The sequence below is a fragment of the Vibrio palustris genome (genome assembly GCF_024346995.1).
GTDB lineage: Bacteria > Pseudomonadota > Gammaproteobacteria > Enterobacterales > Vibrionaceae > Vibrio > Vibrio palustris.
The window spans coordinates 1,496,645-1,520,135 of sequence record NZ_AP024887.1 but is presented as its reverse complement, the minus strand read 5'-3'; the positions used below and the strand labels follow the sequence as shown (position 1 = coordinate 1,520,135).

Annotated in this window: 21 protein-coding genes; 6 read left to right on the top strand and 15 right to left on the bottom strand. The window is 45.4% G+C overall.

All coding sequences use genetic code 11. The features are described 5' to 3' along the window. Positions 1-263: 263 nt before the first annotated feature. The 7 genes from trpA to OCU30_RS07155 all read right to left on the bottom strand — a co-directional run bounded on the left by trpA (position 264) and on the right by OCU30_RS07155 (position 7,243). The gene (gene trpA / locus OCU30_RS07185) at positions 264-1,073 is read right to left on the bottom strand and encodes a tryptophan synthase subunit alpha (protein WP_077312700.1); all 810 of its coding nucleotides are present in this window, start codon (positions 1,071-1,073) and stop codon (positions 264-266) included. Further along, positions 1,073-2,263 (bottom strand): tryptophan synthase subunit beta, encoded by a 1,191-nt coding sequence (trpB, locus tag OCU30_RS07180; RefSeq protein WP_077312702.1) that lies wholly within the window; start codon positions 2,261-2,263, stop codon positions 1,073-1,075. Before trpB ends, trpA begins: the two co-directional genes overlap by 1 nt. Positions 2,264-2,382: 119 nt before the next feature. Next, on the bottom strand, positions 2,383-3,792 hold the full coding sequence (trpCF, locus tag OCU30_RS07175) for a bifunctional indole-3-glycerol-phosphate synthase TrpC/phosphoribosylanthranilate isomerase TrpF (protein WP_077312704.1): 1,410 nt from the start codon (positions 3,790-3,792) through the stop codon (positions 2,383-2,385). Between the two features lie 2 nt (positions 3,793-3,794). Further along, a complete protein-coding gene (trpD, locus tag OCU30_RS07170; protein ID WP_077312706.1) occupies positions 3,795-4,793 on the bottom strand; it encodes an anthranilate phosphoribosyltransferase in 999 nt (332 codons plus the stop codon). A gap of 22 nt (positions 4,794-4,815) precedes the next feature. Continuing rightward, on the bottom strand, positions 4,816-5,418 hold the full coding sequence (locus OCU30_RS07165; RefSeq protein ID WP_077312708.1) for an aminodeoxychorismate/anthranilate synthase component II: 603 nt from the start codon (positions 5,416-5,418) through the stop codon (positions 4,816-4,818). Positions 5,419-5,430: 12 nt separating this feature from the next. After that, a complete protein-coding gene (locus OCU30_RS07160; RefSeq protein WP_077313654.1) occupies positions 5,431-6,987 on the bottom strand; it encodes an anthranilate synthase component 1 in 1,557 nt (518 codons plus the stop codon). A 124-nt stretch (positions 6,988-7,111) separates the two neighbouring features. Next, positions 7,112-7,243, bottom strand: coding sequence for a Trp operon leader peptide (locus OCU30_RS07155; protein ID WP_139343472.1), 132 nt, complete (start codon positions 7,241-7,243; stop codon positions 7,112-7,114). A 94-nt stretch (positions 7,244-7,337) separates the two neighbouring features. On the opposite strand from OCU30_RS07155, the gene rnm reads away from it, so the two are divergent. From rnm to rluB, 3 genes are all read left to right on the top strand, one after another. Then, positions 7,338-8,192 carry an RNase RNM gene (gene rnm / locus OCU30_RS07150; RefSeq protein WP_077312710.1) on the top strand — a complete coding sequence of 285 codons (855 nt, stop codon included), beginning with the start codon at positions 7,338-7,340 and terminating at the stop codon, positions 8,190-8,192. Positions 8,193-8,213: 21 nt separating this feature from the next. Beyond that, positions 8,214-8,834: an L-threonylcarbamoyladenylate synthase gene (locus OCU30_RS07145; protein ID WP_077312712.1), complete on the top strand. Its 621-nt coding sequence runs from the start codon at positions 8,214-8,216 to the stop codon at positions 8,832-8,834. Positions 8,835-8,975: 141 nt separating this feature from the next. Continuing rightward, positions 8,976-9,992: a 23S rRNA pseudouridine(2605) synthase RluB gene (gene rluB, locus OCU30_RS07140; RefSeq protein WP_077312714.1), complete on the top strand. Its 1,017-nt coding sequence runs from the start codon at positions 8,976-8,978 to the stop codon at positions 9,990-9,992. A gap of 182 nt (positions 9,993-10,174) precedes the next feature. On the opposite strand, the gene cydC is transcribed toward rluB, so the two are convergent. The 7 genes from cydC to OCU30_RS07105 all read right to left on the bottom strand — a co-directional run bounded on the left by cydC (position 10,175) and on the right by OCU30_RS07105 (position 18,788). Further along, positions 10,175-11,896 (bottom strand): heme ABC transporter ATP-binding protein/permease CydC, encoded by a 1,722-nt coding sequence (gene cydC, locus OCU30_RS07135; protein WP_077312716.1) that lies wholly within the window; start codon positions 11,894-11,896, stop codon positions 10,175-10,177. Continuing rightward, positions 11,889-13,676, bottom strand: coding sequence for a heme ABC transporter permease/ATP-binding protein CydD (gene cydD / locus OCU30_RS07130; RefSeq protein WP_077312718.1), 1,788 nt, complete (start codon positions 13,674-13,676; stop codon positions 11,889-11,891). The genes cydC and cydD overlap by 8 nt, the downstream gene beginning before the upstream one ends. Before the next feature lie 137 nt (positions 13,677-13,813). Beyond that, the gene (gene trxB / locus OCU30_RS07125) at positions 13,814-14,773 is read right to left on the bottom strand and encodes a thioredoxin-disulfide reductase (RefSeq protein ID WP_077312720.1); all 960 of its coding nucleotides are present in this window, start codon (positions 14,771-14,773) and stop codon (positions 13,814-13,816) included. A gap of 320 nt (positions 14,774-15,093) precedes the next feature. Then, positions 15,094-15,921, bottom strand: a complete 828-nt coding sequence (locus OCU30_RS07120) for a DUF2797 domain-containing protein (RefSeq protein ID WP_077312722.1) — start codon at positions 15,919-15,921, stop codon at positions 15,094-15,096. A gap of 92 nt (positions 15,922-16,013) precedes the next feature. Beyond that, positions 16,014-16,718, bottom strand: coding sequence for a SanA/YdcF family protein (locus OCU30_RS07115; protein ID WP_235861820.1), 705 nt, complete (start codon positions 16,716-16,718; stop codon positions 16,014-16,016). After that, positions 16,718-17,047, bottom strand: a complete 330-nt coding sequence (locus tag OCU30_RS07110; RefSeq protein WP_077312726.1) for a DUF3392 domain-containing protein — start codon at positions 17,045-17,047, stop codon at positions 16,718-16,720. The genes OCU30_RS07115 and OCU30_RS07110 overlap by 1 nt, the downstream gene beginning before the upstream one ends. Positions 17,048-17,096: 49 nt before the next feature. Further along, positions 17,097-18,788 carry an NAD-dependent malic enzyme gene (locus OCU30_RS07105; protein ID WP_077312728.1) on the bottom strand — a complete coding sequence of 564 codons (1,692 nt, stop codon included), beginning with the start codon at positions 18,786-18,788 and terminating at the stop codon, positions 17,097-17,099. A gap of 508 nt (positions 18,789-19,296) precedes the next feature. Here OCU30_RS07105 and OCU30_RS07100 point away from each other — a divergent pair. The 3 genes from OCU30_RS07100 to OCU30_RS07090 all read left to right on the top strand — a co-directional run bounded on the left by OCU30_RS07100 (position 19,297) and on the right by OCU30_RS07090 (position 22,115). Then, the gene (locus OCU30_RS07100) at positions 19,297-20,349 is read left to right on the top strand and encodes a UDP-glucose--hexose-1-phosphate uridylyltransferase (RefSeq protein ID WP_077312730.1); all 1,053 of its coding nucleotides are present in this window, start codon (positions 19,297-19,299) and stop codon (positions 20,347-20,349) included. 51 nt (positions 20,350-20,400) lie between these two features. Beyond that, complete coding sequence (gene galK, locus OCU30_RS07095) at positions 20,401-21,561, top strand: galactokinase (RefSeq protein ID WP_077312731.1); 1,161 nt, start codon at positions 20,401-20,403, stop codon at positions 21,559-21,561. 254 nt (positions 21,562-21,815) lie between these two features. Next, a complete protein-coding gene (locus OCU30_RS07090; RefSeq protein ID WP_077312733.1) occupies positions 21,816-22,115 on the top strand; it encodes a type VI secretion system PAAR protein in 300 nt (99 codons plus the stop codon). 66 nt (positions 22,116-22,181) lie between these two features. Here OCU30_RS07090 and OCU30_RS07085 read toward each other — a convergent pair whose 3' ends face one another. Next, positions 22,182-23,186, bottom strand: coding sequence for a substrate-binding domain-containing protein (locus tag OCU30_RS07085; protein WP_077312735.1), 1,005 nt, complete (start codon positions 23,184-23,186; stop codon positions 22,182-22,184). Positions 23,187-23,491 lie beyond the last annotated feature (305 nt).

Genomic DNA, 23,491 nt, shown 5'->3' with positions numbered 1-23,491 from the left:
AAAGCGAGGTGAAGAAAAACAGTCATCATAACTCTCAGACAAAATAGCGTAGCTTTTATTTATTGACCACTAAAAAGCGTACTGTGGTTACAATTGTTTACTTACTTTTTTCTTCATTTTTATGTGACAAAGCCAAGCTGCATGGAAATGTTTCTGTGCGAGGGGCAAAAAAAAGACTCCCTTAAATAGGAGTCCTTGTTTGTCATTCAATGAGTAAAGCGGTAAACCCTACCAGTCATGCACAACCATCATGTAAGTACCCGTTATTGGCGGTGAGTCGCCGCTTTCATTGTTCGGACGAACTCGCCTAAATGCTCAAGAAGGGACTCTGGGTTGTTCTGCCGGGTTTCAATGATTTTTACCACTGCAGAGCCAGAAATAGCTCCGGCGGCGCCCGCATTGATCGCTTGCTGAACTTGTTCCGGCTCCGAGATACCAAACCCAAGTAGTGCTGGCGGGGCATTAAATTGCGCGAGCCGTTCAAGTAATGCGTGTACTGGCATATTGGCTTTCGTTTCCGTGCCAGTAACGCCTTGGCGTGATAATAAATACGTATAGCCAGCGCCGAACTCCGCCACTTTCGCTAACGTGGCATCGTCAGCTTGTGGTGGGGCAATAAAAATCGGTTTAATACCGTATTGTTTGGCTGATGCTACAAACGGGGCGCTTTCTCCGGTTGGTACATCGGCAATCAGTACCGAGTCTACACCGGCCGCTTGGCAACGCTGATAAAAGTTATCAATACCACGTGAATACACTAAGTTGGCATAAATTAACAGACCAATCGGAACATCTGGATTGGCATCACGCACCGAGCGAATAATATCAAAACAGGTGTCGGGAGTGGTTCCGGCATCGAGTGCACGTACATTGGCACTTTGAATGGTCGGGCCATCGGCCAGTGGATCCGAAAAAGGAAAGCCAATTTCGAGTGCATCAGCACCAGAATCAATTAAGGTTTGAATAATACGACGCGAGAGCTCAGGACTTGGATCGCCAATCGTCACGAAGGGTACAAATGCACCTTGTTTGGCTTCATTTAAGCGTGCAAATAATTGGTGATAGCGATCCATTAGAGTTCTCCTTTTTCTTCGAGGATTTTATTCACAGTAAAGATGTCTTTATCGCCACGACCCGATAAGTTGACGACTAATAGCTGCTCTTTTTCAGGATCTTCGTAAGCCATTTTAATTGCGTGAGCCAATGCATGAGCGGATTCCAATGCTGGAATAATGCCTTCGTTACGTGCGAGATTTTGAAACGCTTCTAGCGCTTCATCATCGGTTGCATTCACATAATCCGCGCGCCCCGTTGCACTAAGGTGCGCATGCTGTGGGCCTACCGATGGAAAGTCTAATCCTGCAGAGACGGAATATGATTCCTCAATCTGACCGAAACTATCTTGCATAAGAGGCGACTTCATTCCAAAGAAAATACCGGTAGTACCGTGTTTTAATGGCGCGCCATGTTGTGGCGTATCAATCCCTTTCCCGCCAGGCTCCACACCAATCAAACGGACGCTTGTGTCTTCAATAAAGTCAGCAAACATGCCAATCGCATTCGATCCTCCACCGACACATGCAATCACAGCATCCGGTAGGCGGCCTTCACGAGCGAGAATTTGATTTTTGGTTTCTTCGCCGATAATGCGTTGGAATTCACGGACTATGGTCGGGAATGGGTGCGGACCCGCAGCCGTTCCTAACAGATAATGTGCCGTTTCGTAGCTACCAGCCCAATCACGCATGGCTTCATTGCACGCATCTTTTAGTGTGGCAGCGCCGGAGTGGACAGGGATGACTTCCGCCCCCATTAAACGCATGCGAAATACGTTCGGGCTTTGGCGTTCGACATCTTTGGCACCCATATAAACACGGCATTTTAAATCTAATAACGCACAGGCTAATGCGGTCGCTACGCCATGTTGGCCAGCACCGGTCTCAGCAATAATTTCTTTTTTGCCCATACGTTTTGCCAGTAGTGCTTGCCCCAAAACTTGGTTAGTTTTGTGTGCGCCACCGTGCAGCAAATCTTCCCGTTTGAGATAAAGGCGAGTTTTTGTTCCTTTGGTGAGATTACGCGTGAGCGTCAGCGCCGTAGGGCGACCCGCATATTCTTGCAATAACCCCATAAATTCAGAACGAAACTCGTCGTCTTCTTGTGCGTCAATAAAGGCTTGCTCAAGCTGATCGAGAGCTGGCACCAAGAGTTGAGGGACATATTGGCCGCCAAACTCGCCAAAATAGGCATCTAATTTTGCCATGATGAATTCCTTGTTATATCGCCGGTCTGTGAATCAGACATCATTAATATTGATATCGCAGCGTACTGAGCGGTTAATGGTCAAGTGCTCAGTCTGCACGGTGACTGTCTATTCGTTAATTAATAGTCACGCAGTGCCGCGAAAATTTGTGTGAGTTTTTGTGCATCTTTTTTACCTGGTGCGCTTTCGACCCCAGAGTTAAAATCGAGGCCAATGCAGCCGAGCTGATGCGCATGCTTGACGTTATCGATGTTTAAGCCACCCGCTAACATGATGTGTTGCGGAGCGTCGATAAGTGACCAATCGAAAACCGTGCCTGTACCGCCACTTTGCTCATCAATTTGGCTATCAAATAGATGGCGATCAATGTTGTTGTTTAAGCATTGCGGGAGGCTTTGTTGAACGCCATAGGCTTTCCAAATATGCGTTGTAGCAGGGAGTGCTGTGCGTAATTCATCGACATACGCTTGATCTTCATTACCATGCAGTTGTACTGCATGTAAACCGAGTGTTTTAGCCGTGCTTGCCACCGTGTCGATAGCCTGATCGCGGAAGACGCCGACATAATACAGCGGTGCATCCGCAATAATCTCTTGTGCTTGCTGAGCATTGACACAACGTGGCGAGCTTTCGACAAAAATCATTCCCCCATAGACGGCACCAGCTTGGTAAGCTTTCATCGCATCGCCACTGGTGGTTAAGCCGCAGACTTTATTTTCGCCGAGTAGGACGCGGCGCACCGCTAATTCTAAGTTGTCTTCGCTCATTAATGCGCTGCCAATAAGAAAGCCACTCGCATACGGAATTAAATCTAAGACTTCTTGGTGGGTGTAGACTCCGGATTCAGAAATCACCGTCGTGCCTTTAGGAATAAGAGGCGCCAATTGTTTGGTACGATTCAAATCTGTGGTTAAATCTCGTAAGTTACGATTGTTAATCCCAATCACCTTAGCGTCTAATGCCACAGCACGATGAACTTCTTGTTCGGTACTCGCTTCGGTTAAAACACCCATTCCTAGTTGATGTGCAATATCGGCGAGGGTGCGATATTGTTCATCCGTTAGTACCGACAGCATTAATAAAATAGCATCCGCTTCATAATGACGGGCTAAATACACTTGATAAGCATCAATAATGAAATCTTTACATAATACGGGTTGTGATACTTGATGACGAACGTTAGGAAGAAACTCTAATTGACCTTGAAAGTATTTTTCATCCGTTAATACCGAAATGACGCTCGCGTAGTCTTTATAGACTCCCGCAATTTCTGTTAAATCAAAGGTCTCGCGGATCAAGCCTTTGGAAGGCGAGGCTTTTTTACATTCTAAAATGAATGCGGTGTTTGGCTGGCTCAGTGCATCATAAAAGCTGCGATCTGAGCGGGTGAGCAGCGACCGGAAACTATTGAGTGGTTGTGCGGCTTTACGTTCAGCAACCCAAGTCGTTTTGTCGTTGACAATGCGTGCAAGCACCTGTGCCATTTTGGTGTGTTCGACGGAAATATGCGGTGAAAGCTGTTGTGACATAATTAGCCTCGCTGTGCCAGTTGTTGTAACAAATGATAAGCTTCTCCAGAAGCCATTACGTCCTGAGCTTGGCGCACGTTTTGTTTCAGATCTTCACGGCCGAATAATTTGAGCAGCATAGCGACATTGGCAGCGACCGCCGCATTGTGAGCTGGCTTTCCTTGGCCACTTAAAATATCTTTACTAAATACCTGATTTTCTTCCGGGTTGCCACCTTGAATATCGTGTAAGGTGTAGCGGGCTAAACCAAAATCTTCGGGTTCTAAGGTATACTCTTCAATACGTCCATCGCGAATCTCTGCCACCTGCGTCGTACCGTGGATGGCGACTTCATCTAACCCTGCACCATGCACTACTGCAGCACGTTTCATTCCCATTTGTATCATGGTTTCTGCAATAGGGCGAACCAGTTCTTGGCTATAAACGCCCATTAATTCAATATTGGGACGGGCGGGGTTAATTAAAGGACCAAGAATATTAAAAATGGTCCGAGTTTTTAACGCTTGGCGGACAGGCACGGCGTGACGAAACCCGCCGTGATATTGCGGTGCAAACAGAAATGTGACACCAAGATCATCTAACGCATCACGGCTATCTTGTGGTGCCATGGTTAAATTAATTCCAAACGCTTCTAATAAGTCTGACGAGCCTGAGCGGCTGGAAACGCTGCGGTTACCATGTTTCGCTACTTTTACGCCACAAGCCGCCGCGACAAAGGCAGAAGTCGTAGAAATGTTAATGGTATTTGCTCCATCACCGCCAGTTCCGACAATATCGGCGACATCGTAATCAGGGCGCGGAAACGCACTCGCATTATTTTGCAATGCTTTGGCAGCGCCGGCTATTTCACACGGCGTTTCACCTTTGATTTTTAGTGCCGTCAGTGCCGCTCCCATGAGAATGGCATCGAGCTCGCCGCGAATAATATGGTCAAATAATGTTTCGCTTTCCAATTCAGAGAGAGAGCGCTGTTGGTATAATTTTTCAATAATATTTTGCATGATAATCATTCCTTGATAAGCATTAAGCCGTCTGTGTCTTTACATGTGATTGCAATGTCCAATTCACGGCATTAGTCAGAAGACTCGCCCCTTGTGTGGTCATAATGGATTCAGGGTGAAACTGAAAACCACACACTTTATGCGCTTCATGACTGACTGCCATGACCATTTCATCGACCGTGGCTAATACTGATAATGCGCGTGGGACCTCAGTGGCAACTAAGGAATGATAGCGTGCAACGGCTAATGGCGACGCCAAACCGGCAAACACCGCATGGCCTTGGTGGCGAATGTGCGACACTTTGCCATGCACGATGGCTTCTGCGTTATCGACTTTACCTCCATAGGCTTCAACAATCGCTTGGTGGCCTAAACAAATTCCCAACATAGGGATTTGTCCTTTAAAGTATTGAATCATTGCCGGCATGTTACCCGCAGCGGCTGGCGTACCTGGGCCCGGTGACAAGACTAATAAAGGTTGTTCTACAGCACGAGTGACGGCGTCAATTTGTTCGATGGACACCGTATTTCTGTATATCTGGACGTGATGACCTAATGCACGGAATTGATCGACTAAGTTGTAGGTAAAGGAATCAAAATTGTCGATAAAAATAATATTTGCCATGAGTGATCGTCCTTATGCTTGATGCGCTTGTTGAATGGCACAAATGACCGCTTGCGCTTTAGTACGCGTTTCGTCCGCCTCTGACTGAGGGTCAGAGTCGTAGACAACGCCTGCGCCAGCTTGTACGGAGGCAATACCATTTTGTACATAAGCGGAGCGAATAACGATACAAGTGTCCATGTCGCCTTGGCCGGTAAGATAGCCTACCGCTCCGCCATAGCTACCACGCCGCTCTTGCTCTACGTCGCGAATCAATTGCATCGCGCGGATTTTAGGAGCGCCAGTGAGTGTGCCCATGTTCATACTGGCTTGATAGGCATGCAGTGCATCCAGATCATCGCGCAGTTGGCCGACTACACGAGAGACCAAGTGCATGACATGGCTGTAGCGATCCACTTTGAGTAAGTCGGTAACATAACGCGTGCCAGCTTTAGAAATGCGCGCCACATCATTACGGGCTAAATCGACTAACATCATGTGTTCTGCGGTTTCTTTTTTATCTGTACGCAGTTCTAATTCAATCCGGCTGTCCAAATCAGGGTCGATGCTTCCATCATGATGTTTACCGCGACGACGAGTTCCGGCAATCGGATAGATCTCAACTTGATTGGTCGTGCGCGAGTATTTCAAGGCACTCTCCGGTGACGCCCCAAATAATGTGAAATGTTCATCTTGCATATAGAACATATAAGGACTGGGGTTGTTGATCTTCAATTGCTCGTAAGCGGCGAGTGGTGACGGACATGGTAAGTTAAAGCGACGAGATGGCACCACTTGAAAAATATCGCCTTTTACAATCGACTGCTTTAATGAATCAACAATGTCACAAAACCCGCTGTCGCTGATATTGGTAGTCAGGCAGTTTTCGACCAGCGGTTGAGCGGTTACCGGAGCTAATTGACCGGAAATGGTAAGTTTCATTGCTTCTAGGCGCTGTTGCATTGTGGCGTGTGCGTCACTATCACTATTGAAGAGTGCACCTTGTAAATAAGAGGTTTGGGTTTGATGGTCAATAACCATCAATGTTTCTGCTACATAAAAGACATAATCAGGACATTGAGTCGTATCTTTTACATCACCTACATTTTCAAAGTTAGCCGCAAGATCGTAGGCAAACAGTCCGCCGATAAAGAGAGCAAATGGGTCATGGCTATCGGTATTTACCGTACCTTGCACTAAGCGCAGGGCATCAAAGGTGGAGTGTTCACGCAAACGGCTATCTTCATCTAAAGCGTCATCAGCACCCACAAATGTAAGGTGTAAGTGAGTTGCACAAGCAAAGTCGTGCGTCACCGACTCGGGGATATTGTCCGCAATTGCATTCAGTAAGCGTTGGCCATTGTCAGTCAGTGCTTGTAGCGTGACAGTATGTTCAAAGCAGGTAATACGCAAAGCACTGTCGATGATGACGAGACTTTTTAGATCTTGTTTTGAATCGACTTCAGCTGATTCGAGCAGCAGGCAGTCAGAGCGATCAGCGCATAGCGTGTGAAATAGCGTCGTTGGGTTACGCGTATAAGTCAGCACTTGGGTCATGACTTCAAGAGAAACGCTTTGCTGGGTCGTCATGGTCTTTTTCACAAGACCTCCTTATTCATCACTGTATTGTTGTTAATTATGGGTCAACCGTAACGTTTGTTATTAACCCTAGAGTGTAAAAACAAAAAGCCCGCATTGGTGGGCGGGCTTTTACTCAGTGTGCAATCTTTTGCAATGATGCGTACACCTCAGCCCATAAAATGTGATGCCAACGATGCCAAAGTACCGATTGTTTTGGTGTCATTGTCGGTTTCACTTTATGTAGTGGGTTAAATTCTTGTAACATGAGAGTCCTTAATCGTGTACGCTGCATCTGTGTACTAGTTAACTAGTATGATGATTGAAAGTCAAGCACCAAATCGGCAAAAAATGAGATAATGATGAAAATAGATCTACATAGCCATACCACTGCATCAGATGGTCGTCTTACTTACGATGCCCTTATTGAACGATCTCGTGAGTTTGATATTGACGTACTGGCCATTACCGATCATGACTCTGTGGATTCATTAAAGCCGGCCCAAGATTATATCGAGGAAAAAGGGTATCCAATGACGCTGATCCCCGGTATTGAATTGTCTACAGTGTGGCAAAACAAAGATATTCATATTGTGGGGTTAAACATTGATCCGCAAAACCCACAGTTAACTCGGTTAATCACAGAGCAAAAAGCCCGCCGTCGAGCTCGTGCTGAATTAATTGGTGAGCGCTTAGAAAAAGTCACTCGCCCAGGGATTTTAGAAGAAGTACAAGCATTGGCTGGGGAGGCAGAAGTCACCCGCGCACATTTCGCTAAATGGCTGGTGGACAATGGTTATGCGAAAACCATGCAAAAAGTGTTTAAGAGCTATATGACCCGTAATAATCCCGGTTATGTACCGCCAAATTGGTGTACTATACCCGAGGCCATTGAGGCTATTCATGCTGCCGGTGGTCAAGCCGTGCTCGCGCATCCAGCGCGCTATCAACTGACCACTAAGTGGGTCAAACGTATGTTGGAAACGTTTGCGCAAGCGGGCGGAGATGCGATGGAAGTCGCGCAACCGCAACAAGCGCCACAAGAAAAGCGCACGTTGGGCGATTATGCGATACAATACAATCTATTAGCTTCTCAAGGCAGCGACTTTCATTATCCATCTCCGTGGATGGAGCTAGGACGCAATTTATGGCTGCCGAAAGGAGTAACTCCAATATGGGAAACATGGGAAGCATCGTGTTTCCCAACATTGTCGTAACAGGATGATTAAGGAATCGCTATGAGCCAGTATTTTTATGTTCACCCTGAAACCCCACAAACTCGTTTGATGAATCAAGCGGTTGCGATTATTCGTAACGGTGGGGTGGTCGTCTACCCAACCGATTCAGGTTATGCATTGGGTTGCCAGTTAGAAAATAAACGCGCGTTAGAGCGTATTTGTCAGATTCGCCGTTTAGATGACAAGCATAATTTCACGCTGTTATGTCGTGATTTATCTGAGTTATCGCTGTATGCACGAGTCGATAATAGTGCGTTTCGTTTGTTAAAAAACAATACACCAGGTCCTTACACTTTTATTTTTAAAGGGACGAAGGAAGTACCGCGTCGTTTAATGAATGCTAAACGTAAAACCATTGGTATTCGTGTTCCGGATAATGTCATTGCCCTTGAACTCTTAGAAGCATTGGGTGAGCCATTAATGTCGACATCTTTGATTTTACCTGGAAAAGATACGACAGAATCGGACCCAGAAGATATTCGCGCCGAGCTTGAGCACGCAGTTGATGTCATCCTCAATGGGGGCATTGTCGGCGAACAGCCAACAACAGTGATTAACTTTAGCGATGATAGCATTGTCATTGACCGTCATGGTGCGGGGGATACGTCACCGTTTGAGTGAGCGCGTGCTATAACGGTTGAACACGATTTGATCACAAAAGGGATGCTTTTTATTGACGGATTTGAGATACTACGCGGCCGCGGTCGTGTGGGATCGCATTTTGTTAATTGACGTCTGAGAAGACGACAGATAGGTAAATAGATGAGCGAAAAGTTACAAAAGGTTTTAGCACGTACTGGACACGGTTCTCGCCGAGAGCTTGAGGCCCTGATTAGATCAGGTCGTGTCAGTGTTAATGGCAAGGTAGCTGTACTAGGTGAACGCCTAGAAGATGATAACGCTGTAGTGCGTGTTGATGGCCATACTGTGTCGATTAAAGCGCATGAAGAAGATGTGTGTCGAGTATTGGCGTATTACAAGCCAGAAGGTGAGTTATGTACTCGCCACGACCCTGAAGGTCGTCGAACGGTCTTTGATCGTTTACCAAAAATTCGTGGTTCACGTTGGATCTCTGTAGGTCGTTTGGATGCGAATACATCAGGATTGTTGCTGTTTACTACTGATGGTGAATTGGCGAATCGCTTGATGCATCCAAGCCGTCAAGTAGAACGGGAATACTTAGTTCGTGTTTTTGGTGACGTAGACGAACATAAAATTCGTAACTTGGTAACCGGTGTTGAACTTGAAGATGGCAAAGCGCGTTTTGAAGATATCGTTTACACAGGTGGAGAAGGACTGAACCATACATTTTACGTTGTGATCAATGAAGGTCGTAACCGTGAAGTGCGCCGTTTGTGGGAATCGCAAGGAACGACGGTAAGTCGCCTGAAACGGGTTCGCTATGGTGATATCTTCTTAGAAAAAAGTCTGCCACGTGGCGGATGGATGGAACTGACTCTTAAGCAAGTGAACTACTTGCGTGAAATTGTTGAGCTTGCTCCAGAATCGAATACGATGTTGGATCAAAACAAAGACAATACTTCACGTAAACGTGAGCGTTCTCGTAGCCAAAAGATTCGCCGAGCGGTACGTCGTCATGAAGAGCGTGTGACCACGCCGAGCAAAGGACGTGGTGGCAAAGCCAGTGAAGCGGGTGGCCGTGGTCGAGCAAATACTGATCAAAAACAGACTGACAGTAAAGACAATGGACAGCGTTCAGACAAACGTACACCACGTAAACCGCAGACGGGTAAAAAACAGCGTCGCACGCGTCAATAATTGCAGACTCTGTCATTAAGAAATAAAAAATCCCGAGCCTCAGCTCGGGATTTTTTTTCGTCACCACTAACATAACTTGGCTTAACCACCTCGATGGTTGAACATAAGGTATGTTGCTGTGATACAAAAGCGACGCACTCGATAAAGTGCGTCGCTCAATTGAGGAAGCTATAATAGTAAAGTTATAACGTCTGGTTCAATTGAAAATATCGACCGCGCTGAGCCATCAAATCCTCATGACTTCCATGTTCAACTACTTCACCTTCTTCAATTAAACAGATGCTGTCCATGCTGTCTAAATCAACTAAACGATGGGTAATAAACACGACTGTTTTTCCTGCGAAGTGCTGGTGGAAAAGAGCGAGAATATTCTTTTCGGTTTGTTTATCCAAGCCTTCTGTTGGTTCGTCAAGCAGTAAAATAGGCCCGTCGTGTAAAATTGCCCGTGCAATACCAATGCGACGTTTTTCACCGCCTGATAATTGACGGCCACCATCACCAACCCAACCATCAAATCCTGGAGCATCAAGCAGCTTTTCTAAGCCAACACGATTAAGGGTATTGCTTAATTCTTCATCTGAAGCATCGGGTTTAGCTAAGATTAAATTGTCACGTAGTGTGCCATTGAGGATGTCGACTCGTTGGCTGACAACGCTGATCGCGGCTCGTAAATCACTTTCTTTCCAGTGAGTCAGTGGCGTACCCGCAATACGGATTTCTCCTTCTTGGGTATCCCAATAGCGCGACAGCAACTGCATTAAGGTAGACTTACCCGAACCAGTTTGTCCAACAATGGCGACTTTATGTTGCGCTGGCACCGATAATGACACTTGGTTAACCGCTTTACGATCATCCGCACTATAGCGGAACGTTACGTTATCAAAGTCTAGTGAATACTCACCGGAGTGGGGCGCCGATTCAGTTGGGAAAACCACTTCGGGCTCGGCAAGAATCACTTCGTTAAGACGACGTGCAGATGCAAGCGTTTGACTCAAGTATTGGAAAGCACCGGCAATAGGCATTAGCAGTTCAACACATGCCATGGTGGCAAATACAATTAAGGCAATCAATGGGCTAGGCGGCTGTCCACCGACACCATCGGCCGCTAACCACAACATCAGCACCATAGTCCAGCCGTTGGCGAGCATTAATAAAGCCTGAGCTAAGCCTGAAATATGCGCATTAATACGCTGATTATTGATAAGTTTTTCTTGTGCATCATTGATGGCCTGGCGGTAGCGGGGTTCGGCTCCGAATAATGTTAATTCACTGAAGCCTTCCAACCAATCTAGCATTGTAATGCGAAAATCCGCACGATTTTGCGTCAGTTCGTGACCATTACGTTTACCTAACTTATAAAAGATAATGGGCCAGGTCAGCAATATGGTTAATAGAATACCACCGAGGATTAAGCCTAAACGCATATCAAACCAACACACTAATGTTGTGATTGATGCGATTCCCAAGGTGCCTACCACGACAGGGCTTATTAAGCGCAAGTAAACGTGATCCATACTGTCGATATCGGCAACAACGCGGTTTAAAATATCCGCATCACGTAAGTTAGAAATGCGCCCAGGGATGAGCGGAGTCAGTTTTTGGAAGAAGAAAATACGCAGATCGGTTAATAGCTTGAATGTGGCATTATGGCTGACCACACGTTCACCCCAACGACCAGCCGTTCGTCCCATAGCAAAACCACGGACAAAGCCACTTGGTAGCATAAAGTTAAAGGTTTCTTTGGCAACGCTTAATCCTGCGACAGCCGCTGCAGACAAAAACCAACCAGAAATCGTTAATAGACCAATCGACGCTGCGAGCGTTAAAAAGGCGAGTAGCATGCCGAGCGATAATCCGAACCAGTGTTTCTTATACAGTTTCAGATAGGGTAGTAGTTCACGCATCGAGATTCCCCTTATCAGCTTCTTGGTGGGCTTGGTTCGCGGCGAGCATGGTCGCAAATAAACCGTCTTCTTGTTGGCTCAATGTAGTAAAGTCACCGCTTTGTACCAGCTGACCATTGTCCATGACTAATATGTGATCAACAGATTTTAATGGTGATAATTGGTGGGTAACCAATAGCGCGGTGTTTTTCTCAATGTGCGTTGTTAAGCCTTTCATAACGAGCTGTTCACTACGCGCATCAAGGCTTGCCGTTGGCTCATCGAGTAACCAAAAAGATCCGTGCTGAAGCATCGAGCGTGCTAAGGCTAAACGCTGTGCTTGTCCAACAGATAATCCTCCTGAGCGATCAGTGATGGCGTAATCCAAGCCGTGATAGTTAACGAATTCAGCCGCGAAGCTACTTTCTAGTACCGCCTGTAATTGGTCGTCGCTAATGTCCTTACCCATCGTGACGTTGTCACGAATGGTGCCATTAAGTAGCAGGGGATTTTGTCCCACCCAACTGATATAACGACGCCAATCAGTATGGTCTAGATCGCTTAACTCGATACCATTAATGGTTAAGCTGCCGTCATAAGGCATAAAGCCTAAAATGGCGTTAATCAGGCTAGTTTTTCCGGCACCACTTGGGCCAACGAGCGCTGTTGTATGGTTTTTACCAATCGTGAAAGAAATCGGCCCGACTAATTGATGACCTTCAGGGCTAAATACGGTTAAGTTGTCAGCGATGATTTCCACTGAATTCGTATCGGTTAACGCCTGCGTGCCAGAGGTTACTTTACTCACGTCGACCTCGAGAAACTCGACGATACTTTCTGCTGCGCCAACCGCAAGTTGCTTAGCGTGATAAAAGGTGCCTAAATCACGAAGTGGTTGATAGAACTCAGGCGCAAGAATCAGAATAAACATCCCTGAAAACAGCGTTACACCGGCCCCGTAATAACCAAAATCGAGTTTATCGATAAAGCTAAAACCAAAGTACACTGCGGTTAATGCGATGGCGATGGAGGTAAAGAATTCTAATACCGCTGATGATAAAAAGGCAATACGTAACACGTCCATGGTGCGGTTGCGAAACACTTCAGATGCTCCGCGCATGGTTTCGGTTTCGGCATCGGCACGATCAAATAAGCGGATGGTTGTCATTGATTGTAAGCGATCGTAAAAGTGCCCAGACAAACGGCGCAGGGCTTTAAAATTACGTCGACCAGCATCAGCGGCTTTCATGCCGACGAGAGCCATAAATAGTGGTACTAGCGGTGCAGTAAATAAGAAAATTAACCCTGCTGCCCAGTTAACCGGGAATACCACGACCAAAATAACGACCGGAATCATGACCGCTAATGCCATTTGAGGTAGATAGCGAGCAAAGAAGTCATGCATATTCTCGACTTGTTCGAGAGTGAGCGCTGCCCAAGTTCCGGCCGGTTGGCCTTTGATATAGGCTGGCCCTAGCTCTCGTAATTTATCCATGATGAGTTGACGGATATAAATGCGAATTTCTTCGCCACAACGGAATCCAGCGATTTCTCTGGCCCATGAACACAAGGCTCGTAAGCCAATTAAGGCGAGTAGGCCAAGGAAATAAGGGATTAATTCCGATTTGTCGACGTGGTCGATGATCAAGTCATGCAGTAAGGTGGCCAACAGTGCGGCCTGTCCCACTAAAAACACACTCGATAAGACGCCAAGGCCGATGGCGAGCATTAACCAGCGTTTCGCTAGTTTGCTTTGTGCCTTTAACCATTGGTTTAAGCTACGTTGTTTATTCTTATCCATTATGAGGGCTTTATTTAGAAATGTAGGTTGAGCGAGCAATCAGTATACATAAGAAAGCCCAGAGGTTATACCGCTGGGCTTTTTTGATTGGCTGGAATACTGAAAAATTAAGTTACATTTTAGTTTATTTATTCAGCTTACTTATTAGTAAGGCTATCTAAATAACGTTCAGCATCTAATGCAGCCATACAACCTGTGCCCGCAGAGGTGATTGCTTGACGGTAGTTATGATCCATCACATCACCGGCGGCATAAATACCGTCGATGCTGGTTTGGGTGGCATTACCGTTCAGGCCTGACTTCACCACAATGTAACCATTGTTCATTTCAAGCTGATCGGCAAAAATGCCAGTATTAGGTTGATGACCAATGGCGATGAATGCTCCCATTACCTCGAGATCTTCGGTTGAGTCAGAGTGGGTCTCTTTCATTCTTACGCCTGTCACACCCATGTCATCGCCGAGTACTTCATCAAGTGTGCGATTGGTATGTAGAATAATTTTACCCGCGGCAACTTTCTCGTAGAGTCGGTCAATTAGGATTTTCTCGGCACGGAAGGTTTCACGGCGGTGAATCATGTGCACTTCAGAAGCGATGTTGGAAAGATACAATGCTTCTTCAACGGCGGTGTTACCACCACCGACAACAGCCACTTTTTGATTACGGTAAAAGAAGCCGTCACATGTTGCACAGGCTGAAACCCCACGGCCTTTGAATGCCTCTTCTGAATCTAGGCCTAAGTACTTCGCTGAGGCACCGGTTGAGATAATTAATGCATCACATGTGTATTCAGTGCTATCGCCAAATAAACGGAAAGGGCGCTGCGAAAAATCAACACGGTTAACATGATCAAAAAGAATTTCAGTATTGAATTTCTCGGCATGTTCTTTCATACGATCCATCAAACCAGGGCCGGTAAGGTCAGTTGGATCGCCTGGCCAGTTTTCCACTTCAGTCGTCGTGGTTAATTGGCCGCCTTGTTGCATCCCGGTGACGAGAACAGGATTAAGGTTCGCGCGAGCTGCGTATACCGCTGCGGTATAACCAGCAGGTCCTGAACCAAGAATTAATAATTGTGCATGTTTTACTTCACTCATGTGAGCTCCCATCTCTTCGATGCATATGACTATATTTTGTAATTGTAAGGACTATATATGGCGTTGGAAAGCAGATACAAGGGCATTATGACAAAAATGTACTTTAGTGCTTCCTTATTAAACGTTCTATTTTAGCCAGTTTCCTATCGATGTCGTCCAATTTTTGTTTATAAGATAGGGTTTTTGGATATTTTCTACATTGTGGTGTCGAGTGTGAGTAAGCGTATAGCAACGGGAAAGAGAATTGAAGCTATTGGGCAACGCCCTCCCAACTTATGAACACTCGGGTAGGGGAGAGCGCAATACGCGAATTACTCACGTTATACTGTCATAACATTGACTTCATATGACGTGAATTTACGGACGTTGATGACGCCAGTATCAAAAATCAAATATTGGCCTTTGATACCTTGCAAGGTCCCTTCTACAACTGGGTTTTTATCAAAGTTATGCGAGACAATCTTGCTCGGGTAATGCTCAACCGGGTATTGGATATCGGTGGTTTCAGCATGTAACTCTTCAATCGCATCATCGCCAAAACGGGCACGGAGTTCCGCAATTTTTTCATCGAGGAGCGGACGTAACTCAACAAAGTGGTCGCTCAATGACATGGGAGTGGCATCTGTTTTTAACAGTGTTCTCCAATTGGTTTTATCGGCGATATGCTTGGCTAATTCGACTTCGAGCAGCCCTGAAATTTGGCGGGTCTTTACTTTGAATATAGGCAGTCCTTGCATCGCGCCTTGATCAATCCAACGCGTTGGGATTTGCGTATGACGAGTAATTCCAACTTTTAATCCAGAGGTATTGGAGAGATAGACGAAATGATCGACCATGCAATTTTTCTCACCCCACTCAGGCTCACGACAGGTACCTTGATCGTAGTGGCATTGCTCTGGTTTCATTATGCACATATCACAGCTAGCGAGTTTTCTCATACAAGGAAAGCAGTGGCCTTGTGCATAACTTTTTTTGGTTTTTTTGCCACATGCGCTGCAAAAAATATTGCCAGTGTGTTCAAGACGCAATTGGGTTCCAATCAGTGCATTAAGCTCAATGAATTGGTCTCCGACAGGCAAGCGATATTCTGTTACCGTGTCTAGGTTGGCGTGCATTTTTTTTAATACACCGGTTCCAGTAAAAGACATGACATTACTCATTATTGTTTATTGGTGCGCAATGTTACCAGAAGTTGCCGGCGGATAAACAATAAATCCTATTTGATATCCCTGGCCACTGATTAAGAGGCCGCCGCCGAAACGGCCGAGTTCCTTAATTCTATAGGATGCTTGGGGCCTAAAAATTTTGGCTGTGTGTCCATGATATATAAATCAAACATCGCTTTAGCTCGCGCTAACACTTCTCTGAGTCGCACAGTATAGCCAGAGTGATGGACAGGGCCGGGGACGGCAAGGCATTTTGCATTAATATCATGATATTGAGCGATATAAAGTGCACGCTCACAATGAAAGCCTTGCGTGATAATAAGGAAATGATCTTCTGCAAAGATACGTTTCGCACGTACGATGGAGTCGAGCGTACGAAAGCCTGCATAATCGAGGTAGATTTTATCGTCTGGGATGCCGGACTTGAGTAGGTCGCGTTTCATCGTCCACGGTTCATTATAAGAGCGGTGAGCGTTATCGCCACTCAGCAAAAAGCCTGATAATTTACCTTGGTGATACAGTTTGATCGCGGCATCAATTCGGTTGGCGTAATACACATTCAATATTTTCCCTAAATATTTACTCGTGCCAAGAACCACGCCCACTTGGAAGTGTGAGACATCATTAATGTCATAAATAATATTGTCTCGAGTCTGCCATGCTATCCATCGGTCATTCCCGATTAAACAGGCACACAGTATAAGAAGACTCAATAGTCCCCAAATAAGAATTCGGCGAATAACAACCCAGCACTTTGATAGGAAAATGCCAAGTTGCATTAGATTTGACGTTTCTTTTGTGCCCATAGGCCAATAATAACAAAGCTAGAAATAATCAGGGCAAACATCATGCCTCGTTCCATGGTAGCGAGTGTCCGAGCTAAGTAAGGGCTTGCTTTGACAATGATTAATCCGTAACCAAACGCATTAATTAAGATAAAAACGATGGTACGCACGATGAAATGTTGGTGGCGCATTACTCGGCGAATCGTGTTATTTATCTCGCCTCCCATCATGACAAGAAAGCAGGCGACAAATGCGGTCGAAATATCAGATAAGTACGGTGCAACAAATTGACCAGCTGGTGTTAAAAAATGTAGTAGTTCCATAAGTATTTATCAATTAAAAAAAAGCCCCAGAGAGGGGCTTTACGATAACTTAAAACGCAGTACGTTTATAGCGACGATATTCAGGTTGCCAGAAATGCTGGTCAATCGCTTCAATGATCGCTTTCTCAGAACGCTCCGGAGCGACACCTTGCTCGATGGCTTTTTTCGCCACCGCAAGAGCAATCTTCTTCGATACCGAATGAATAGATTCTAGTGGTGGTAATAATGCTCCATGGCCGTTAATCGCTAATGGCGATGTTTCAGCAAGGGCTCGGCTTGACTCTTGAAGCATTTCGTCCGTTACACGTTGTGCATTGACCGCTAACACACCTAGGCCAATACCTGGGAAGATATAACTGTTATTACACTGTGCAATTGGATAGGTCTTATCGTTGAGTACGACAGGAGCAAATGGGCTACCCGTTGCAACCAGAGCTTCACCGTTGGTCCACGTTAGAATATCCGATGGTGTTGCTTCTACACGGCTAGTTGGGTTAGACAATGGGAAGACAATCGGACGCTCACAGTTAGTGTGCATTGTTTTGATCACTTCTTCACTAAATAAGCCTGGCGCGCCTGATACACCGATCAATACGGTTGGCTTAGCTTGACGAACAACATCAATCAGTGAGTAACCGCCGTTCCCTTCTGAGGTCCAATCTTTGGTGTTTGCCTTGGTCTGTACCAAACGCTGTTGGAAGTCCAACAGATTAGGCATGCCTTCTTCAAGTAGGCCCCAACGATCAACCATATAAACTTGTGAGCGTGCTTGAGAATCTTTAATCCCTTCAGATACCATTTGTGCAATGATAGCTTCAGCGATACCACAACCTGCAGAGCCGGCGCCAACAAAGGTAATACGCTGTTGAGATAATTTAGTACCTGCGGCTTTACAAGCAGCCAGTAAAGAACCAACAGCAATCGCAGCGGTGCCTTGAATGTCATCGTTGAAACAACACACACGATCTTTATAACGCTGTAATAGTGGCATTGCATTTTTTTGAGCGAAATCTTCAAATTGGATCAATGCATCTGGCCAGCGACGCTTCACCGCTTGAATAAATTCTTCAACAAAGGCATCGTATTCTGCTCCCGTAATACGGGTATGACGCCACCCCATATACATAGGATCGGCAAGACGTTGTGGGTTATTAGTGCCGGCATCTAACACAACAGGAAGCGTGTAAGCTGGGCTAATACCACCACAAGCGGTGTATAATGCTAATTTACCGATAGGAATGCCCATTCCTCCAATGCCTTGGTCGCCTAGACCAAGAATACGCTCACCGTCAGTGACAACAATCACTTTGACGTTTTGGTTTGCAGCATTGTTAAGGATGTCGTCAATACGATCGCGGTTAGCATAAGAAACAAAGACGCCACGTCCACGGCGATAAATATTAGAGAAGTTTTCGCATGCTGCACCCACGGTTGGAGTGTAGATGACTGGCATCATCTCTGAAATATGGTTTTGGACAAGGCGGTAAAACAAAGTTTCGTTCGTATCTTGAATGTTACGAAGATAGATATGTTTATCCATATCATTTTCAAAGCTGCAGTACTGTTGATAAGCACGAACAACTTGTTCTTGGATGGTTTCGGTCGCTTCTGGCAAAAGCCCTTCCAAGTTGAAAGATACGCGCTCTTCTGCAGAGAAGGCGCTGCCTTTATTCAATAATGGTGTGCTCATTAAAGCTGCACCAGCATAGGGTAAATATAGTGGACGTTTGTCGTTGTTCATCTTTGGCCTTAAGGGGGATATTGAAGACGCGAAAATCATACGGATAACCGATCCCATTGTAAATAGAAAGCCACAGCGTAAATCGGATTATTTACGGCTTATTGTTTAATAAGTGAACACATTGTTGGTGAAAGTGCACTCACAGGTCGCAACGTTGGGGAGCAGTACTGACTTTTCTGTCGACAATTTGATCAGTACTCTCCCGAACCAAGAAAGTTGAGTGTAAACGTTATCATTTGTTTACAATAGAATTAATACGCTGTTAAAGCGTTTTATGAGGTCATTAAGCCCAGTTTTTTTAATTATTGGTGGTAACGTTTACACAATGTGTGGAGACTCACAGAATCACGTTAAGAAGGTCGGTAAACTATGTTAATAAAGGTGAGATACCAACCAATGGTATCGCCGTGGCGAATGATTGTGTTCTTTATCTAGCTCACCTATCAATAACTTGTTCTAGCTATGCGGATGTCATAGCTAAGCATCACCAACTAATGAGTAATCTTGCATGGCAGAATTAACATTTGATCCTGTGGAACATCCACATCGTCGTTTTAACCCTTTAACTGGCGAATACGTTCTAGTTTCCCCACATCGCGCTAAGCGCCCTTGGAGTGGACAAAATGACGTTGCTCCGACTGAAACGTTGCCAAGCTATGAACACAGTTGTTTTCTGTGCCCTACGAATACACGTGTCTCTGGTGACACGAATCCAGATTATACGAGTACGTTTGTTTTTGACAACGATTTTGCTGCTTTACAGCCGGATACTCCTAGCGCGCCAGTCGGACAGAGTGGACTATTTCACTGTGAAGATGCGCGCGGTCTTAGCCGCGTGATTTGTTTTTCCCCCGATCACAGTAAAACGTTGCCTGAACTTTCATTGCCGGCCATTCGCCGCGTCGTGGATACGTGGAACGAGCAAATAAATGAGCTTGGTCAAGATTATTTATGGGTACAAGTGTTTGAAAACAAGGGAGCTATGATGGGATGTTCGCAACCCCATCCTCACGGACAAGTGTGGGCGAATAGTTTTCTGCCTAATGAAATTGCGAGTAAAGAAACACATTTACGTCGCTACTTTGAGCAACATGGACGCAGCTTACTTGTCGATTATGTCAATGCTGAACAACAAGATGGTGCGCGCACTGTCGTCGAAACCGAGCATTGGTTAGCCGTGGTGCCGTATTGGGCGGCATGGCCATTTGAAACCATGTTATTACCTAAAATGCCGATTCGTCGTATGAATGAATTAAATGATGCGCAGCGTGATGATTTGGCTCTAGCCCTGAAAAAATTGACCAGTCGTTACGATAATTTATTTCAGTGTTCTTTTCCGTATTCGATGGGCTGGCATTACGCACCATTTTTTGAAGAAGGCACATCACTTGATCATTGGCAATTACATGCGACGTTTTACCCGCCCTTGTTACGCAGTGCAACGGTGAAAAAATTCATGGTGGGGTACGAGATGCTAGCTGAATCGCAGCGCGACCTAACTGCCGAACAAGCTGCAGAGCGTTTACGTGCGGTGAGCGATATCCATTTTAATGAGCAGTAGTAAGTAATGTAATCCACGTCGCTTTTGTTATTTTTAAAGAGTAAACCAATTATGTCTGAACCTAAATATACTGTGCTCGACACATTTCAACGTATTTTCCAACGTCAACCACAAGCATTAATTCATGCACCAGGGCGTGTGAATTTAATTGGTGAACATACCGATTATAATGATGGTTTTGTTTTACCCTGTGCGATTGATTATCACACTGTCGTGGCGGCGAGTCCCCGTGATGATCGCAAAGTACGAGTGATCGCGTGTGATTATGATGATCAACTCGATGAATTTGATCTTGATGAGCCGATCGAGTTCATCGAGAATAAGCTATGGGCGAACTATGTACGCGGCGTAGTCAAATGTTTGCTCGCGCGTGGTTATGTGTTTGCCGGCGCTGATCTAACCGTGAGTGGTAATGTGCCACAAGGTGCTGGGTTGAGCTCGTCTGCAGCATTAGAAGTTGTGATAGGTCAAACATTTAAAACGCTCTATCAGTTAGAGGTGTCTCAAAGTGATCTCGCTATTATTGGTCAGCAAGCGGAAAATGAATTTGTTGGCTGTAACTGCGGCATCATGGATCAATTAATTTCGGCACAAGGCGAACAAGATCATGCACTATTGATTGACTGTCGTTCGTTAGCAACACAAGCGGTGCCGATGCCGAGCGATATCACGGTAATGATCATCAACACCAATAAAAAGCGTGGCTTAGTCGACAGTGAATATAATGAACGTCGTCAGCAATGTGAAGAGGCGGCGCGTATTTTAGGGGTAGAAGCGTTGCGTGATGTTACATTGGATGAGTTTGAAAAAAACTTGCATCAATTACCCGCGATAGTGGCTAAACGCGCACGACACGTAATTACAGAAAATCGACGTACTGAGCTGGCAGCACAAGCATTAGCAGCCGGTAACCTTGCCGATATGGGCAAGCTCATGGCGCAATCCCACCAATCGATGCGCGATGACTTTGAAATTACAGTGGCAGAAGTTGATACGTTAGTCGACATTATTAAAGATGTGATTCAACTTGAGGGTGGGGTACGCATGACCGGGGGCGGCTTCGGTGGTTGTGTTGTCGCATTAGTCCCTCCTCATTTAATACAAGCGGTACGTGATGCTGTCGAGAAGCACTACATGGCTAAAACAGGGTTAAAAGAAACCATTTATGTCTGTAAAGCCATGCAAGGTGCTGGACGTCTTGCTTCTGAGTAGCAATCATGTCACTGTTTATTCGTTGACAAGTGAAGCAGGCAAACTTTTGCTTGCTGGGCAAGTTTTTGCGTTTTGAGTGCAATAACTTGCTCGCAACTGGCTAAATAAACGGATAAAGCTTTGTTTTTAGATGCCGAGAGTATGGTGTGATTATTGCACCATTCTTCTGAGAAAATCAGAGAGTACCGACTATGAGCAGCTCGTTTTAACGATGACGTTTTATTCGGTTGCCATACCATGAATAAGGAGCAGACATGCCAAATGCAGCGCGCTTAGGCGATATTGATACAGGACACGGTTGTTTTCCACCTACTGCAATTACAGCTGGTAGTGGTGATGTATTTATTGATGGTATTGCTGCTGCTCGAGTCGGTGACCCGTTAATGTTGCATGCGTGTCCTTGCCCAACCATGCCACATGGAGTACATGGACGCAGTATTGCTGCCGGTTCTGGTACAGTAAAAATTAATGGTCAACCTGCCGCGCGGATTGGAGATGCCATCGATTGTGGTGGTAGCATCGCGTTAGGATCTGGCACCGTTATTATTGGCTAGCATACTTGTCATAATTGCAAAAAAAACCAGCCTAGGCTGGTTTTTTTATTGCTAATATAAGCTCTTTTATAAAAGAGATTTAACCGAATCTCGTTTCACCATAGTTGGGGTATACTGAGTCGACATATCGGGGTCAAGCGCTTTATCATCGGCGAGTGTTAAGGCGATGTGCGCAGCACGTTCGGCCATCACTTGGATAGGATAACGAACGGTGGTTAAACGGGGTTTTACATAGCGAGCGATTAACCCATCGTCAAACCCAACAATAGAAATATGTTTTGGCACATCAATATCATTTTCATCCAACGTAGAAAGGGCACCTGCTGCCATATAATCGTTATAACTGACCACTCCTGTGATCGGTAAAGCGCGGTTGAGTAGATTGGTCATTGCGTCTTCGCCACCTTCTAAGCTCGGCGTACCATAACTGATGTAATCTTCTGATAAAACCAACCCATGCTCTTTTAAGGCTTGGCGATAACCATTAATACGTTTGTCGACATCTTCAATATTATGATTAGAAGCGATGCAGGCGATATTTTTGTGTCCGTGACGAATTAAATACTCGGTCGCTAAATATGCACCTTGGACATTATCAAGAGATACGCATCGTTCCGCAATCGCTGGAATGTGACGATTGATGACGACCATGCCTTTGGCTTCTTTAGCAAAAGCCGTAAGCTCATCATCGGATAAGGCTTTGGCGTGCACGACGATAGCATCACAACGGTTGTTGATAAGAAGCTCTAATGCTTGTCTTTCGCCCTCGGCTGAGTGATAGCCATTGCCGATAAGCACATGCTTACCATGCTGATGGGCAACCGTATCTATCGCTTTGATGAGTGTTCCAAAAAAAGGGTCAGACACATCAGCGACTAATACGCCCATTGTTTGTGTGCTTTGACTAACTAAAGCCCTAGCGGTTGCGTTAGGTCGGTAACCGAGCTCTTGCATAGCTTTCGTTACCGCTTCAATCGATGCGCTGCTCGCTTTCGGTGATTTATTAATAACACGTGAAACGGTGGCAACAGAGACACCGGACATTTTTGCCACATCTTTAATGGTTGCCATGGATAAAACTCAATATTGATTCATTGTAATAATTAAACACTTTTCAGGTAATTAAGGCAAATTTCTTGGTCACAACTTTTTATAAACTCTTTGAACTATCGTCATATTCACGGTTTTGATGAAGGATAGAGCTCTCTATGTGTTGCTTGTAAGAAAATCACGAGTGTAACGGTAGTAGAAAAACATGCATTGTGTCGTTGGGGTTAGGTAGTCCCTATATTATATAGCCAAGCGTTTTCTTGTCGTGCCAATAGGTCTATTGAATAGATGGTATTGCTGTATAGAGTGATGCAAGGAAACGTGTC

Bases quoted from the DNA above. Each gene is read 5' to 3' on its own strand.
- cydC (WP_077312716.1), bottom strand. From the start codon at position 11,896: ATGCGTGAACTACTACCCTATCTGAAACTGTATAAGAAACACTGGTTC.
- trpA (WP_077312700.1), bottom strand. From the start codon at position 1,073: ATGGATCGCTATCACCAATTATTTGCACGCTTAAATGAAGCCAAACAA.
- OCU30_RS07165 (WP_077312708.1), bottom strand. From the start codon at position 5,418: ATGGCAAATATTATTTTTATCGACAATTTTGATTCCTTTACCTACAAC.
- rluB (WP_077312714.1), top strand. From the start codon at position 8,976: ATGAGCGAAAAGTTACAAAAGGTTTTAGCACGTACTGGACACGGTTCT.
- OCU30_RS07155 (WP_139343472.1), bottom strand. From the start codon at position 7,243: ATGTTACAAGAATTTAACCCACTACATAAAGTGAAACCGACAATGACA.
- OCU30_RS07100 (WP_077312730.1), top strand. From the start codon at position 19,297: ATGGCAGAATTAACATTTGATCCTGTGGAACATCCACATCGTCGTTTT.
- rnm (WP_077312710.1), top strand. From the start codon at position 7,338: ATGAAAATAGATCTACATAGCCATACCACTGCATCAGATGGTCGTCTT.
- OCU30_RS07090 (WP_077312733.1), top strand. From the start codon at position 21,816: ATGCCAAATGCAGCGCGCTTAGGCGATATTGATACAGGACACGGTTGT.
- cydD (WP_077312718.1), bottom strand. From the start codon at position 13,676: ATGGATAAGAATAAACAACGTAGCTTAAACCAATGGTTAAAGGCACAA.
- trpB (WP_077312702.1), bottom strand. From the start codon at position 2,263: ATGGCAAAATTAGATGCCTATTTTGGCGAGTTTGGCGGCCAATATGTC.
- OCU30_RS07085 (WP_077312735.1), bottom strand. From the start codon at position 23,186: ATGGCAACCATTAAAGATGTGGCAAAAATGTCCGGTGTCTCTGTTGCC.
- OCU30_RS07120 (WP_077312722.1), bottom strand. From the start codon at position 15,921: ATGTCTTTTACTGGAACCGGTGTATTAAAAAAAATGCACGCCAACCTA.
- OCU30_RS07145 (WP_077312712.1), top strand. From the start codon at position 8,214: ATGAGCCAGTATTTTTATGTTCACCCTGAAACCCCACAAACTCGTTTG.
- trpD (WP_077312706.1), bottom strand. From the start codon at position 4,793: ATGCAAAATATTATTGAAAAATTATACCAACAGCGCTCTCTCTCTGAA.
- OCU30_RS07160 (WP_077313654.1), bottom strand. From the start codon at position 6,987: ATGACGACCCAGCAAAGCGTTTCTCTTGAAGTCATGACCCAAGTGCTG.
- OCU30_RS07110 (WP_077312726.1), bottom strand. From the start codon at position 17,047: ATGGAACTACTACATTTTTTAACACCAGCTGGTCAATTTGTTGCACCG.
- galK (WP_077312731.1), top strand. From the start codon at position 20,401: ATGTCTGAACCTAAATATACTGTGCTCGACACATTTCAACGTATTTTC.
- OCU30_RS07105 (WP_077312728.1), bottom strand. From the start codon at position 18,788: ATGAACAACGACAAACGTCCACTATATTTACCCTATGCTGGTGCAGCT.
- trxB (WP_077312720.1), bottom strand. From the start codon at position 14,773: ATGAGTGAAGTAAAACATGCACAATTATTAATTCTTGGTTCAGGACCT.
- trpCF (WP_077312704.1), bottom strand. From the start codon at position 3,792: ATGTCACAACAGCTTTCACCGCATATTTCCGTCGAACACACCAAAATG.
- OCU30_RS07115 (WP_235861820.1), bottom strand. From the start codon at position 16,718: ATGCAACTTGGCATTTTCCTATCAAAGTGCTGGGTTGTTATTCGCCGA.